General features: G+C 73.5%; 14 protein-coding genes and 1 tRNA gene. 7 read left to right on the top strand and 8 right to left on the bottom strand.

Annotation, left to right across the window (positions count from 1 at the left end; translation table 11 throughout):
• Positions 1–48 precede the first annotated feature (48 nt).
• Both MFF04_RS08780 and cobF read left to right on the top strand, forming a co-directional pair.
• Positions 49–125 (top strand) — tRNA-Met (locus tag MFF04_RS08780).
• Between the two features lie 266 nt (positions 126–391).
• On the top strand, positions 392–1,165 hold the full coding sequence (cobF, locus tag MFF04_RS08775) for a precorrin-6A synthase (deacetylating) (protein ID WP_238275124.1): 774 nt from the start codon (positions 392–394) through the stop codon (positions 1,163–1,165).
• A gap of 201 nt (positions 1,166–1,366) precedes the next feature.
• Here cobF and otnI read toward each other — a convergent pair whose 3' ends face one another.
• Positions 1,367–2,158 carry a 2-oxo-tetronate isomerase gene (otnI, locus tag MFF04_RS08770; protein ID WP_238275123.1) on the bottom strand — a complete coding sequence of 264 codons (792 nt, stop codon included), beginning with the start codon at positions 2,156–2,158 and terminating at the stop codon, positions 1,367–1,369.
• A gap of 260 nt (positions 2,159–2,418) precedes the next feature.
• The gene (locus tag MFF04_RS08765; protein ID WP_238275122.1) at positions 2,419–2,793 is read right to left on the bottom strand and encodes a DUF6481 family protein; all 375 of its coding nucleotides are present in this window, start codon (positions 2,791–2,793) and stop codon (positions 2,419–2,421) included.
• Between the two features lie 665 nt (positions 2,794–3,458).
• Between MFF04_RS08765 and MFF04_RS08760 the strand changes: the two genes are divergently transcribed.
• On the top strand, positions 3,459–5,396 hold the full coding sequence (locus MFF04_RS08760) for an autotransporter assembly complex protein TamA (RefSeq protein ID WP_238275120.1): 1,938 nt from the start codon (positions 3,459–3,461) through the stop codon (positions 5,394–5,396).
• Positions 5,396–9,694, top strand: coding sequence for a translocation/assembly module TamB domain-containing protein (locus tag MFF04_RS08755; protein WP_238275118.1), 4,299 nt, complete (start codon positions 5,396–5,398; stop codon positions 9,692–9,694). The genes MFF04_RS08760 and MFF04_RS08755 overlap by 1 nt, the downstream gene beginning before the upstream one ends.
• Before the next feature lie 70 nt (positions 9,695–9,764).
• Here the strand turns inward: MFF04_RS08755 and lanM are convergent, their stop codons facing one another.
• Together lanM and MFF04_RS08745 are read right to left on the bottom strand one after the other, a co-directional pair.
• A complete protein-coding gene (gene lanM / locus MFF04_RS08750; protein ID WP_238275116.1) occupies positions 9,765–10,178 on the bottom strand; it encodes a lanmodulin LanM in 414 nt (137 codons plus the stop codon).
• Positions 10,179–10,368: 190 nt separating this feature from the next.
• Entirely contained in the window at positions 10,369–10,611 is a 243-nt protein-coding gene (locus tag MFF04_RS08745) for a hypothetical protein (protein ID WP_238275114.1), read from the bottom strand.
• 197 nt (positions 10,612–10,808) lie between these two features.
• Here MFF04_RS08745 and MFF04_RS08740 point away from each other — a divergent pair, with 197 nt between their 5' ends.
• From MFF04_RS08740 to MFF04_RS08730, 3 genes are all read left to right on the top strand, one after another.
• On the top strand, positions 10,809–11,312 hold the full coding sequence (locus tag MFF04_RS08740) for a peptide deformylase (RefSeq protein WP_238275112.1): 504 nt from the start codon (positions 10,809–10,811) through the stop codon (positions 11,310–11,312).
• A gap of 32 nt (positions 11,313–11,344) precedes the next feature.
• Positions 11,345–11,797, top strand: a complete 453-nt coding sequence (locus MFF04_RS08735) for a hypothetical protein (RefSeq protein ID WP_238275110.1) — start codon at positions 11,345–11,347, stop codon at positions 11,795–11,797.
• A gap of 114 nt (positions 11,798–11,911) precedes the next feature.
• Positions 11,912–12,214 (top strand): hypothetical protein, encoded by a 303-nt coding sequence (locus tag MFF04_RS08730; RefSeq protein ID WP_238275109.1) that lies wholly within the window; start codon positions 11,912–11,914, stop codon positions 12,212–12,214.
• 7 nt (positions 12,215–12,221) lie between these two features.
• Here the strand turns inward: MFF04_RS08730 and MFF04_RS08725 are convergent, their stop codons facing one another.
• The 4 genes from MFF04_RS08725 to MFF04_RS08710 all read right to left on the bottom strand — a co-directional run bounded on the left by MFF04_RS08725 (position 12,222) and on the right by MFF04_RS08710 (position 13,716).
• Positions 12,222–12,437, bottom strand: coding sequence for a hypothetical protein (locus MFF04_RS08725; RefSeq protein ID WP_238275108.1), 216 nt, complete (start codon positions 12,435–12,437; stop codon positions 12,222–12,224).
• Positions 12,438–12,615: 178 nt separating this feature from the next.
• The gene (locus tag MFF04_RS08720) at positions 12,616–12,894 is read right to left on the bottom strand and encodes a hypothetical protein (protein WP_238275107.1); all 279 of its coding nucleotides are present in this window, start codon (positions 12,892–12,894) and stop codon (positions 12,616–12,618) included.
• 86 nt (positions 12,895–12,980) lie between these two features.
• Positions 12,981–13,358: a DUF2934 domain-containing protein gene (locus MFF04_RS08715; RefSeq protein ID WP_238275106.1), complete on the bottom strand. Its 378-nt coding sequence runs from the start codon at positions 13,356–13,358 to the stop codon at positions 12,981–12,983.
• 91 nt (positions 13,359–13,449) lie between these two features.
• Positions 13,450–13,716: a hypothetical protein gene (locus MFF04_RS08710; protein ID WP_238275105.1), complete on the bottom strand. Its 267-nt coding sequence runs from the start codon at positions 13,714–13,716 to the stop codon at positions 13,450–13,452.
• Between the last annotated feature and the right edge of the window lie 57 nt (positions 13,717–13,773).

Below are 13,773 nucleotides of genomic sequence, written 5' to 3'. Positions count from 1 at the left end.
AAACATCCCCTCAAACGATCACCAACGGCGCACGACACAGCGCCACGACGCGGGGTGGAGCAGCCCGGTAGCTCGTCAGGCTCATAACCTGAAGGTCGCTGGTTCAAATCCAGCCCCCGCAACCAAACTTCAAACATCACATCGAGACGAGCCAGCAGCCGGACTGCCGCTCGCAGCCCGCTCGTCCTCGCAAAGGCAGGCGGGCTCGAACGCATGCGTCGCGTGCGGTGACACCCGCCCGGAAGGGAAGGGCGCCTAGAGCGGCCGCTGGAGGAACGCTCCTCCGACCTCGCCATCCTTCCCTCGACGCTTCGAGACGATCTCCGATAGAACTTGCCGCCGCCAAGGCCTCCCGCAGCAAGACCTTCCGCAGGCGGATGCAGCCGGATCCATGCCCCATCTCAGCGTCGTCGGAATCGGGATCGGCAATCCCGAGCATCTCACCCTCGAAGCCGTGAGGGCGCTCCGCGACGCGGATGTTCTCTTCGCCGTCGACAAGGGTGACGGGAGGGACGGCCTCATGGCCGTCCGCAAGGCCGTCTGCGACCGCGCCCTCGGCGATCGGCCGTATCGTCTCGTGGCGATCCCGGAGGTGCCCCGCGACCGGGCGCCGAAGGATTACGATGCCGCCGTGCGCGAATGGCACGCGGCTCGGGCCGAGGCCTATGCCGATGCCTTCGCGCGGGAGATCGGGGAGGGGGCACGGGGCGCCTTCCTGGTCTGGGGCGATCCCGCTCTCTACGACAGCACCCTGCGCATCCTCGACCGGATCGCCGATCAGGGCCGGATTCCCCTCACCTACGAGGTTCTTCCGGGCATCAGCAGCGTCCAGCTGCTTGCCGCCCGCCATCGCACGGTGCTCAACGGCATCGGCGAGGCCGTCCACGTCACCACCGGACGGCGGCTCCTGAAGCGGCCCGAGGCGGCGCAGAGCGGCTCGACCGTCGTGATGCTCGACGGCGCGCCCGAGGCCGTCTTCGCCGCGCTCGACCCCGACCTCGCCATCTACTGGGGCGCCTATCTCGGAAGCGCGGACGAGATGCTGGTTGCCGGCCGGCTCGGGGATGTCGCGAGCGAGATCCTGAGGCTTCGCAGGACCGGACGCGCGCAGCACGGCTGGATCATGGACATCTACCTGCTACGCGGAGTTTCGGAGTTGGCGTGACGGGGCCGGGCGGCCGGGTGCTCGGGATGCAGACAGACGTGCAACGGGGTCCCCTCCTCCTGCCGGGGCGCTACTCACATTCCATAATATATCTTATGCGAACGATGGATGGGGGTCTTGAAAAGGGGCCGAATCGCGCGAGGCTTCTCGGCGACCGTGATCGGACTCTGGTAGCGCGGGCACGCGGACCGGCTGTGGCGGTCACGCCGGCCGGCGGCGATACGGCTCGAACCAGGACAGCCCGGCCTCGGTGCCCGCGCGCGGATGGTACTCGCAGCCGACGAAGCCGCCGTAGCCGAGGCGGTCGAGGAGGGCGAAGAGGTGACGCTCGTCGAGCTCGCCGGTGCCCGGCTCGTGGCGGTCGGGCACGGCGGCGACCTGGACGTGGCCGATCAGGGGCAGGTCGCGCTCGAGGCGCGCCGACAGGTCGCCGTGCAGGATCTGGGCGTGGAAGAGATCGAACTGCAGGGCGAGGTTGCCATGCCCCTCCCCGCGCAGCTCCGCGACGAGGTTCGCTGCCGCGTCGAGATCGTCGAGGAAGTAGCCCGGCATCGAGCGCCGGTTGATCGGCTCCACGGTCAGCGTGATCCCATGGGCGTCGAGGCGTTCGCAGGCATGGCGGAGGCTGCGGCGGTAGGCGGACGCCGCCGTCGCGTCGCTTCGGCCCGCCAGGCCGGCCATCATGTGGATGGCCCGGCATCCCGTGGCCTGCGCGTAGGCCAGTGCCGTCTCGACGCCCGCGGCCAGCTCCCCGAAGCGCTGCGGCAGGGCGGCGAGGCCGCGCTCGCCGGCCTCGAAGTCGCCGGGCGGCATGTTGAAGAGCGCGAGCGCGAGCCCCGCATCCCGAAGCGCTCCGGCGACGGCCTCCGGCGGATGCGCGTAGGGAAACAGCATCTCCACCGCCTCGAAGCCGGCGCGGGAGGCCGCGGCGAAGCGGTCGAGGAACGGGTGCTCGGTGAAGAGCAGGGAGAGGTTGGCGGCGAAGCGGGGCATGGGCCTGTCCGAGCCGCGCAGGTCGCGAGAGGGCGGGGCCATCCCGCTCGTTTCAAGCGGCTCCTGCTCCCTCTCGCAGGCGAGCAAGCCGGTTTGCAAGGGCCTGAGTGCAGCCCGCTCGCCGGCTTGCCATGGCGTCAAAGAAAAAGGCCGGCGCCCCACTCGGGCACCGGCCTCGTATCGACGATGAGAATACCGAGAGCCGGTAGGCGGATCTTCGTCCGCCGACACCGCCCTGCCCATCCCGGCGGGCGGCCCGGTTAGCGGCGCGCCTTGGCCTTGCGCGCGGCGTAGCGGGCGTCGCGGGCGGCCTTCTTGGCGGTGAGCTCGGCGTTCTTGCGCTCGAGAGCCGCGGCGGCCTCGGCCTCCTCGCGGGCGATCTGGGCGGCGAGCTCGGCCTCCTCGCGGGCGCGCTTCTCCTCGGCGGCCTTCTTCTCGGCGGCGATGCGGGCGGCCTCGCGCTCGCGGGTGCGCTCGTCGCGCGCGCGGGCGACCTCCTGACGCGCCTTGGCCTTGGCGATCATCTCCGGGTCGTCGAGGGTGGGGCGGGCCTTGAACTTGGCCAGAAGCGCGGCCTTCGCGTCGGCGGAGTTCTGGCGGCGGTCGTTGAAATTACGATAGTCGAATGCGCTCATCTGACCTTTCTCGAGGCGTGTCCGTCATGAGGTTGTAGGGGCCTGCCGACCGTCAGGAACGACCGGCGCGATATCTCGGGCGCCGCGGGAGGGTCCGAGGGCGTCTGATGCGTGCTTTCGCAGGAACGGCGAGGGCGCTCAAGAAACGGTCGTCGTCTCCCAAACTCATCCGGGGCTCGCAGAGCCGTGTCGTGCCGGCGAAAGAGGACCGGGCCCGGGCACAGCTCCCATATGGAGCGCGATCCCGTGTCGTCCGACCATCCGATGCGCGAGAGACCCGCAGGCGCCCTCGTGCGACGGGGCTCACCTAATCCTTCCGCACTGCAATGACAAGGGTTTTCGTCGATGTCCCCGGCTTCGAAGGCCGTTTCGGGGCGGTCGTGGCAGGACGGTGACGGTCCGGCCAGGGTTGCCCCTGCCCTCCCATGCGTCTAGCCTTGAGCGTACCGGACAGCCGCGCACGGCCGCACGGGCCTCCCCGAGGGCCGGGGTGGAGGCGCATCGAGAGGATCTCGATCATGACCCGTGCGCCGGACTTGCGGCTCGCTCCCTTGTCTTCGCCGTCGTCCCGCTCGGACCGGCGCGCGCCTCGCAGCCCGGACTGAACGGTCCGCGTGGGGGGCTCGGGGACGTTCAGGGAACGCGCGGCCGCGCGCGTCGGGATCGTGGCGCTCGGCTGCGCGACGGGCCTGGCCTGTCTCGCGTCTGCGGGGCCGGCGGCGGCCTTCGACCTGTTCGGGCTGTTCGGCGCGGAGGAGGCCGCTCCGGAGCCGAATGCGGGCGCCCTGCCCTACACCCTGCGCATCCAGGGCAGCGAGGACGCCGATCTCCTGAAGACCCTGGAGGACGTCTCGAGCCTCTACCGCCTGCGCAAGGAGGCGCCGCCGGACGGCGAGGGGCTGGTGCGCCGGGCCGCGGCCGACCTGCGCCGGCTGCCGGAGGCGCTCGCCGGCAGCGGCTACTACGCCGGCCAGATCGCGGTCAGGGTCGAGGGCGTCACGGTCTCGGAGGGCACGGTCGCGGCGGCCGCCCGCGCCGCCGAGGCCGCCCGCGGCCGCGCCCTGGTGCCGGTGAAGATCGCCGTCGATCCCGGACCCCTCTACCGCCTGCGCACGATCCGGGTGGTGGACAAGGCTGGGCGTCCCTTCCCCGAGACGCTCCTGCCCCCTCGCCTCACGCGGCTCGACGGCGAGGCGCCTGCCCGCTCCGCGACGGTGCTGGCGAAGGAGGCGGCGATCGTCGACCGCCTGCGGGCGCAGGGCCATCCCTTCGCCAAGGTCGTCACCCGCGACCCCGTGGTCGACGACGCCGCCCGCGTCATGGACGTGACCTTCACCCTCGATCCGGGGCCGAAGGCCGGGATCGGCGAGATCGCCGTCCGGGGCACCGGCGGCCTCGACCCGGCGGTGGTGCGCTCCTTCGTCTACGCGGAGCCCGGCGATCCCTACGCGCCGAAGGCCATCGCCGACATGCGCCGGGCGCTGACCAAGGTCGAGGGGCTCGGCTCGATCCGCGTCCGCGAGGGCGAGGCGCTCGACGCGCAGGGCAACCTGCCGATCTTCGTCGAGGTGACGGAGCGGGAGCGCAACCTGATCGGCGTCGCCGCCCGCTACTCCACCGTCGACGGGCCGGGCATCCGGGCGTACTACGCCAACCGCAACCTGTTCGGCGGCGGCGAGACGCTCCGGGTCGACGCCGACCTCTCCTATCTCGGCAACGACCTCTACGCGACGCAGCGGAAGCTCGCGGGCATCAAGTCCGACGGGTTCGGTGGGCGCCTCTCCGCGACCTTCGTGAAGCCGGCGCTCTGGGGCACCCGCAACGACCTCGTGGCGAACGTCTTCGCGGGGCGCGAGGCGCAGCAATCCTACGTGGTCGATTCCGCCGGCGGCACGGTCGGCATCCGCCACCGCTTCTCGGACAGCTTCTTCGCGCAGGCCGGCGTCGAGGGGCAGGGCGGACGCTCGCAGGACGCGCTGGGCCGGATCGACTACCGCCTCGTCGGCGTGCCGCTCTCGGTCTCCTACGACTCGACCGACAGCCTGCTCGATCCGACCGAGGGCGTGCGCATCACCGCCTCGGCGACGCCCTACGCGGGTTTCCTCGGCTCGGACCCCTCGATCTTCGTCGCCCGCGCGCAGGGCTCGGCCTACTACGCCTTCGACGAGGAGGCCCGATACGTCATCGCCGGGCGCCTCGGCTTCGGCTCGATCTCCGGCGCCCGCCTCGACGAGATCCCTGCCAACATCCGCTTCTTCGCCGGAGGCGGCGGCTCGGTGCGCGGCTTCCCCTACCGCACGCTCGGCCCCCGCGGCCCCTTCAACCTGCCGGTCGGCGGCCGCTCCCTGCTGGAGGCCTCGCTGGAGGCGCGGGTGAAGATCACCGACACGATCGGCCTCGTGCCCTTCTTCGACGCCGGCACCGCCTTCGCCGGGAGCCTGCCGGACTTCGACGAGCGCATCCGGACCGCGGTGGGCCTGGGGCTGCGCTACTACACCGCCATCGGCCCGATCCGCGTCGACCTTGCCTTCCCCCTCGACCGTATCAAGGGCAACCGGGAGCGGCCGGTGGCCCTCTACATCAGCCTGGGCCAGGCGTTCTGATGCGCGCCCGCTCTCGCCTCGCCGCCTTCGCCCTGCTCACTGCTCCCCTGCTTGCGCTCGGCCCCGCCGCCCCGATCCGCGCGGCGGACGAGGGCGAGAAGACCGTGCTCGGCGGCCTCCTCTCGAAGGCGCTCTCGACGCCGAGCTCGCGGGTCGCCATCGGCGCCGTCGACGGGGCGCTCTCCTCGGACGCGACGATCCGCGACGTGGCGATCAGCGATTCCGCCGGGCCCTGGCTGAAGCTCGACCGGGCGCGCATCGTCTGGCGGCGCCTCGCCCTGCTCTCGGGCCGGCTCGAGGTCGACAGCCTGGAGGTCGGCCGCATCGAGGTGCTGCGCCGCCCCATGCCCTCCCAAGCAGCGCCCACCGCGGAGCCCGACGGAAAGCTGCTGCCGGACCTGCCGGTGAAGGTCGAGGTGAAGGGCTTCACCCTGGCCGAGCTGGCGCTGGGCGAGCCCGTCGCCGGCCAGACGGCCCGGCTCTCGGCCAGGGGCAAGGTCCGCCTCGGCGCGCCCGCCGAGGGGCTCGACCTCGACCTCTCCGTCGACCGGCTGGACGCGGCCGGCGCCTTCGCTGCCCGCCTCCTGTTCGTCCCGAAAGGTGAGCGCCTGGAGCTGAAGGCGAGCCTGAAGGAGCCGGCCGGGGGCCTGCTCTCGAAGGGGCTCGACGTGCCGGGCACGCCGCCGATCGATCTCGACCTCGACGGGCGCGGCACCCTCGACGCCTGGACCGCCAAGCTGAACCTCGATGCCGGCGAGAGCGTCGGCGCGAAGGGCGGCGCCCGCATCACCCGCGTCGGGGCCGAGCGGCGCCTTTCCCTCGACCTCGCCGCCCGCATCGAGGGCCTGCTCCCCGGCCCCGCCGCGGCGGTCTTCGCCGGCACCACCCAGCTCGACGGCTCGGTCGGCTTTGCCGACAGCGGCGCCTTGAGCTTCGAGCGCCTGGAGATCGCCTCCCGCACCGCCCGGCTCGAGATGCGCGGGCGCATCGGTGCCGACCGGGTCGCCGACGTGACGCTCTCCGCCCGCGCCCTGCCGACCGAGGGCGGCCGCACCCGCGCGGGCGAGGCCGAGATCGAGCGGCTCGTCTTCGACGGCAGCCTCAAGGGCCCCCTCGCCCGCCCCCGCGTCGCCGGGAGCCTGAACGCCGCGGGCCTGCGCGGCCGGGGCGGCGGGCTCGACCGGATCGAGGCGAGCCTCGCCGTCGAGCCGGCGGAGAAGGACCGCTTCGCGATCCGGACCGATGCCCGCCTCGACGGCCTGCATCTCGCCGACCGGGCGCTCGCCGCGGCGCTCGGCGGCAGCGGCGCGCTGCGCCTGCGGGCGTCCGGCGGCCCGGACGGCATCCTCGACGTCGAGACCCTGCGGCTCGACGCCGAGACCGCCCGCCTGAGCTATCGCGGAAAGCTCGGCCAGAACCTCCTCACCGGCCGCGTCGAGGCGGAGGCGCCGAACCTCTCCGCCTTCTCGGGGATCGCTGGCCGCGCTCTTGGCGGCCGGCTCTCCGCCACCGCCGACCTTTCCGGCGACCCGGCCCGGCGCAGCCTCGGGGCCGCCCTCGACGTCGTTGCCGAGCGCCTCTCCCTCGACCAGCCCGCCGCCGACCGGCTGCTCGGCGAGCGACCTCGGCTCACCGGCCGCGTCTCGCAGGTCTATGACGGCTACGGCTTCGAGGGGCTGCATCTCGACGGACGGCAGCTCAAGGCCCGCATCGACGGCGCCGCCACCGCCCGCGCCGCGGACGCGCGGCTCGGCGCCGAGATCGCCGACCTCGCGGCCCTCGATCCGCGCCTCTCCGGCGCCGCGTCCCTCGACGCGCGGCTCGGCGGCAGTCTGGAGCGGCCGGACCTGTCGCTCGCCCTCTCGGCGCCGCAGGCGACGGCCCTCGGAAGGCCGCTGCGGGAGGCGCGCCTGGAGGCGGCCTTCCGCGACCTCACCGGTGCGCTGGACGGCACCGCCTCGCTCTCGGGCAGCCTCGGTGGCAAGCCTCTGACGGGGGATCTCCGCATGCGCAGGCCGGACGGGGGCGACGTCGTCCTCGACCGGCTCGCCGCCGCGGTCGGCTCCGTGCGCCTCGAAGGGCAGGGTCGGCTCGCGCCCGACAGCCGTCTCGGCGAGGGCCGCCTGCGCCTCTCCGCCGCCGATCTCGACGACCTCTCGGGCCTCGCATTGACCCGCCTCGCCGGCCGCCTCGATGCCGACATCGCCCTCGACCGGGCCGGGGGGCGCCAGGACGCGGCGGTGCGCGCGACCGGATCGGGCCTCCAGGGCGCCGGAATCGGCCTCGGCCGCCTCGACGCGGATTTGCGCCTGCGCGACCTCCGCGGCCTGCCCCTCCTCGACGGGCGGCTCGACGCCGACCGGCTCGTCGCCGGGGGCGAGAGCCTCGACACGATCCGGCTCGCCGCCATCGGCGGGGCGGAGGCGAGCGACGTGACGCTCCGCGCCAAGGCCCGCGGCTTCGACCTCGACGGGGCCGCCCGCCTCTCGGCGGGAAAGCCCGCCCGCGTCCTGGTCTCGCGCCTCACCGCCGCCCGCGGCGGCGACCGGCTCTCGCTCGCGGGGCCGGCGAGCTTCGCCCTCTCGGAGGGGAGCGTCGCGATCGAGGGGCTCTCGATCGCCGCCGGTGCCGGGCGTCTCGACCTCTCCGGCCGGGTCGGCGAGACCCTCGACCTCGCATTCGCCGCCCGCGCCCTCCCCCTCTCGATCTCGCGGATCGTCGCGCCCGGCCTCGGCCTCACCGGCACCCTCGACGGGCGGGCGCAGGTCGCCGGCCCCGCGACCCGGCCGGAAGGACATTACGAGATCGCGCTCACCCGCGTCGCCAGCGCCGAGACCCGCCAGGCCGGCCTGCCTCCCATCGAGGCCCGCGCCTCCGGGAACCTCGGCGACGGACGCCTGACCCTCGACGGACGGGCGAGCGCCGGGCGCGGGCTGGAGGCGACGGTCTCAGGCTCCCTGCCGCTCGCCGGCGACGGCGCTCTCGCCCTGAAGGGCAGCGGCCGGCTCGACGTGGCGCTCGCGAATACCCTGCTGGCGGCGGGCGGCCAGCGACTCGCCGGCCGGGTCGCCTTCGACGCGAGCGTCGGGGGAACGCTCGGCGCCCCCCGCGTCGAGGGTGCCGCGACGCTCGCCGGCGGCAGCTTCACCGATCCGCTCCAGGGCATCCGCCTCACCGGCATCGAGGGCCGCGCCACCGGCCGGGGCGACACCCTGGTGCTGGAGCGATTGACCGCGCAGACCCGCAACGGCGGCGCGCTCCGCGCAGAGGGCCGCGTGGCGCTCGCGCCGGAGTCGGGGTTCCCAGGCTCCCTGAAGCTCACGGCCGAGCGGGCCGAGCTGGTCTCGAGCCCGCTGATGACGGCGGTGGCGAGCCTCAACCTCGCCCTCGACGGGCCGCTCGCCCGCACCCCGCGGATCGGCGGCCGCGTCGATGTCGTCTCGATCGACGTCGCCGTGCCGGACCGCCTGCCCGCCACGGTGCAGCCCCTGCCCGGCATCCGCCGGGTCAACACGCCCCCGGAGTTGCGCGGCCGCCTCGCGTCGCAAGCGAAGAAGGCCCCTGCCGGGCGTCGCGGCAAGGCGTCGGCGCCCTTCGACGCGAGGCTCGACCTGACGGTGGAGGCGCCGAACCGGGTCTTCGTGCGCGGCCGCGGCATCGACGCCGAGCTCGGCGGCGCGCTCCGGCTCACCGGCTCCTCGCGGGACCCGGCCGCGGTCGGCGCCTTCGAGATGCGCCGCGGGCGCCTCAGCGTCGTCGGCCAACGCCTCGACTTCAGCGGTGGGCGCCTGACCTTCGGCGGCGAGCTGACCCGGCCCGATCTCGACTTCGCCGCCGAGACCCGGGCCGCCGACATCACCGCCCGCGTCGCCGTGACGGGGCCTGCGAGCGCGCCGGTCTTCGCCCTCACCTCCGAGCCGGCGCTCCCCCAGGACGAGGTGCTCTCGCGCCTGCTGTTCAAGAAGGCCTCGGGCAGCCTCTCGCCCTTCCAGGCGCTTCAGCTCGCGCAAGGGGTGGCGGAGTTCTCGGGCGGGGGGGGCGCCGACGTCTTCGAGCAGGCCCGCAAGGGGCTCGGCCTCGACAGCCTCGACGTCTCGACGGGCACCAGCGGTGGCCCCGCGATCGGCGCCTCGCGCTACCTAAGCGACCGGCTCAGTGTCGGCGTGAAGGCCGGGGCCAAGCCCGCCGACACGGCCGCCACCGTCGATTTTGACGTCACCCGCCGGGTCAAGATCCAGGGCGAGGCCGGCAGCGACGGTCGCACCGCCGTCGGCGTCGGGGCCGAGTGGGAGTACTAGCCGGCGACGAGAAAGGCCGCCCCGTCGGGGGCGGCCTCCTGCATTCCCGTTCGACCCTGAGGGCCGAGGCTTACTTGATCAGGGCGAGGAGCGCCTTGCCGGCCGGGCTCTTCAGCTCCTTGGCGTCGAGGGTGCCGTCGCCATCCGGGTCGGCGGCCTTGAAGCGCGCCTCGACGGCGGCGAGGTATTCCTTCTGGTCGACGGTGCCGTCGTTGTCCGGATCGGCGTCCTTGAGGCCGGCCTTGCTGAGGCGGCCCTTCAGCTCCTTGGCGTCGAGGGTGCCGTCGGCGTCCTTCTCGAGGCGGGCGAAGGTCTGGGCGGCCACGGCCTGGACCTCCTTGAGGTCGATGGTGCCGTCGTTGTCCGTGTCGATCGCCTTGATCGCGGCGGCGCCGCTCATCGGCTTGGCGAGGACGGGGACGGTGCCGAGGGCGGTGGCAGCGAGAACGAGGGCGGCGAAGCTGCTGGAAACACGAAGGCTCATTGCCAGATTCTCCCGAAGAAATTGCGTGTTTCACGTAGCGTCGCGTCTGAAATTACACAAGCGGCATTTTCGCATCGCGCCGTTCCGGGGCCGGATTCTCCTCGGCATCCCCCGGAATCACGGGTATTTGATTGTGCAATGCAAGAGAGGCGCCCCTCGCGGGGCGCCTCTCTCGGCAAGTGGCCGGATCTCAGTAGCCGTAGTCGCGACGATATCCGCGGCGGTCGTCGTCGTAGCGCTGGCTGCGGTACAGGCCGCGGTCGTAGTCGCGGTCGCGGCGCATCATGGCGCGGTCGTAGTCCCGCTCCCGCTGCGCCCGCGAGCGCAGGTCGATGCGGGGGCCGTCCGGCCCGATGCCGATGGACTGGGCGGAGGCGGGGGCGGCCCCAAGGACCGTCACGGCGAGGATGGCGCTGGCGAGGATCGGCTTCATGAATATCTCCCGTTGCGGATCGTGGGTTGAGAACGATGCCGCGCGGGGGATGTTCCGATTCCATCAGAATTCGGCTTCCCGCCGCTTCGGCAAGACTTCATACCATTCGGGGAACGATGCCCTTCAGCCTCCCGAACCCGTCCTGATCGGCGAAGATCCCGCGCCGAACTCGTGGAAGCCCTCGCGAACTCGATCTCATGACCGCCAGACCGCTGATCTACTATCCGGATCCCCGTCTCACGGTGGCCGCAGCGCCAGTCCTCGCCTTCGACGAGGCCCTGCGCATGCTCGCCACCGACCTGCGCGACACCCTCGATGCGGCCGCGGCCGCCGGGCTCGCCGCGCCGCATATCGGGGTCGCGCAGCGGGTCGTGGTGCTGCGGCCGGAGCCGGGCACCCCCGCGAGCCTCTACGTCAATCCCGAGATCGCCTGGGCCTCGCCGGAGCGCGTCGCCGGGCCCGAGGGCAGCGTCTCGATGCCGGGCGTCTCCGAGCCCGTCGAGCGCGCGGCCTCGGTGCGCGTCCGTTACCGGGATCTCGACGGGAGCGAGCGGGAGGAGAGCGCGGAGGGGTTCCGCGCCGCTTGCCTCCAGCACGAGATCGACCAGCTCGACGGCGTCTTCTGGATCGAGCGCCTGTCGCGGCTGCGGCGGGAGCGGGCACGGCGCCGCTATGCCCGCCGCGAGACGCCGCAGCGGTGACGCCCGCCCGCGCCCCGTGATAGGCAGGCGCGATGTCCGCCGTCCGGTCCCCGTCCGCGCTGCTCCCGCTGGCCTGCCTCGTCCTCTCGGGCGTCTGTCCGGCGCCGGCCGGAGCCCAGGGCGGCCCGCCCGGCAACGCCCGGCCGCCGGCCGCGCAGACGGCGAAGGCCCCTCCGTCGCCGCAGGTGCTCGGCTGCCCCTCGCTGGCCAACCTCCTGCGCATTCTCGGCGAGGGGCGGAACGAGCGCGGGGTCGCCGCCTTCCTGGCCGATGCGAAGGCCGATCATCTCGGCTGCACGGGGCTGTCGCGCGAGCGCGTCGCGGGTCTCTCCGGCTCCGTGACCCTCGGCGGTGGCACCTACGACTGCCTGACCCTGCGGGACACCGCGGTCTGCCACTGGACGCAGGCCGGGGCGCTGCCGGTTCCCGCGCCGGCCAAGGCGACGGGTGCGCCGGCCGCCGGGAAGCCGGTCCGCGCCCCCTAGGGGGCTGTCTCTCGCCGAGCTTGGCCTTCAGGCACGGTTCAGCGCGCGGCGCAAAATCTCCGGATCGAGGACGGCGGCATCCGGCCTAGCGTCCCCCATCGACAGGAGACGAGCATGCTCGAGCGCCTCATCCTGGCATCGGCCCTCGCGGCGGGCGCGATGACCCTGGGCCCGCAGGGAGCCTCCGCCGCGCCCTTCGCCCCGGCACCGCTGGCCGCGGCACCGGCCGTCGGCATCGAGACCGTGCAATGGGGCCCCTATGGCGGCTACTACGGGCCGCGGCCCTACTGGCGCAGGCCCTATTGGGGCGGCCCCTACGGCTACTATCGTCCCCGGCGCTTCTACGGGCCGTACTACGGCGGCTACTACCGTCCCCGTCCGGTCTACCGCCCCTACGCCCCCTACCCGTTCTACTGAGCGAGGGTCAGGATGCCAGCGGCGCGCCGATGCGCGCCCGCAGGCGCTGGCGCAGATCGCGTCGCAGGTTCTCGTTGGCGCCGACAGAGGGGTCGGCGTCGAGGGCGGACATCAGGCGCAGGAGCTGGCTGATGGGCGTCGTCCGGCTGTCGACGGCTTGCGCGATCCGCTCGGAGAGGCGGGTCGGCTGGACGCTGTCCTCGCGGGAGGCCGGCTGGCTCATGATCGGGCGCCTTCGTGAAGGTCTGACGATGATCGGCGCGGCTCGCTACGCCGATCGTCGGCGCGATGCCAGAGGATTCGCGCCGCCTCGGTGAGCAGGGCGTTACCGATGTCGCAGAATCGTCACAGATCGGCGGCGCAGCCGGTCGAAGCTGGGGACAACCTCGGCCCCCGCGGTCTCACCGCGGGAACAGGTGCAGGCCGTCGTCGGGCAGGAGGTTGCGGCTCGGGCCGCCGGTCTGCTGGCCGCGGCCCTGCTGGTAGTAGGGAAGCTCGGGGCGGCGGTCGTTGTCGCTGCCCGAGTCGTACTCCCACGGCGCGCTCCAGGGCGCGCGTCCGCCCACCGTCGCGGCGGGCTGGGTCTGGAGAGGGGCCGCCCCGCGGTCGAGGGGCGCGGCGGCCGCCGGGAGCATGAGCGCTCCTGCGATCGATCCTGCGGCGAGGAGGGCGCGGCGCATGACGGGTCTCCGGCGGTCCGGCGTCCATCATGGACACCGAGCGTTGCCGTGAGAACCGCCGGCCGGCCGGTCCGTTCCGGATGCCCTTAGTGGAGCGAGCGGCTGCCCTCGCGGGGCTTGCGGGCCGCCTTGGGAGCGGTGGCCTTGGGTGCCGCCGCCTTGGAAGCAGCCTTGGGGGTGGCCGTCTCCGCCTCGGCCGTCTTCGTCTTGGCGGGGGCCTTCGTCGCCTTGGCCTTCCCGGCTGCGGCGGCCTTCGGCTCCGCCGCCGGGGCGGGCTTCGCGGTCTTCGGACCCTTGGCGGCGCCGGCCGGCTTGGCCGTCTTCGCGCCCTGAGCGGCGCCCTTCGCATCGGCGCCGCGGATCTCGGCCTCGGCCTGCGCCCAGTGATCGGCCTCGCGGCCGGAGGGACGGCCGGCGCTCTCCCAGAGCTCGTAGGCGCGCGCGCGGATGCGATGGTCGGTCATGGTCGTGGCCTTTCACGTCGTGGTCACAGGCATCGGACCACGGTTTCGCGACGAGAATGAGTCCGGCCCGCGGCCCCCCGGCGGCGGCGGTTCAGCGCCGCTGAAGCCGCCGGGCGTTGGCGCGCACCTTGCGCCGGTAGCCCGCCACGACGCCCGCTCCGCTCCCGCCGGAGGCGAGCATCATCGCCGCCTCGCCGGCGGCGGCGACCTTCTCCGTGACCATGCGCATCGCCTCGGCCTGCGCGGCGGCGCCGCCGGTGGAGAGCTTCAGCATGCGCAGGCCGATGACCTGCTGCGACTCGAGCGCGAGCATCGTCGCGTCGAAGCCGAGCTTCCACCAGTTACCGTAGAGGGACATGGCCGGCCTCCTGCCGTGGGCGTCCGACAAGCCGGGCCGCCGCATCCGGGTTCCGCG

The sequence above is a fragment of the Methylobacterium jeotgali genome (assembly GCF_022179345.1).
GTDB lineage: Bacteria > Pseudomonadota > Alphaproteobacteria > Rhizobiales > Beijerinckiaceae > Methylobacterium > Methylobacterium jeotgali.
This window is presented reverse-complemented; position numbering and strand designations above follow the sequence as displayed.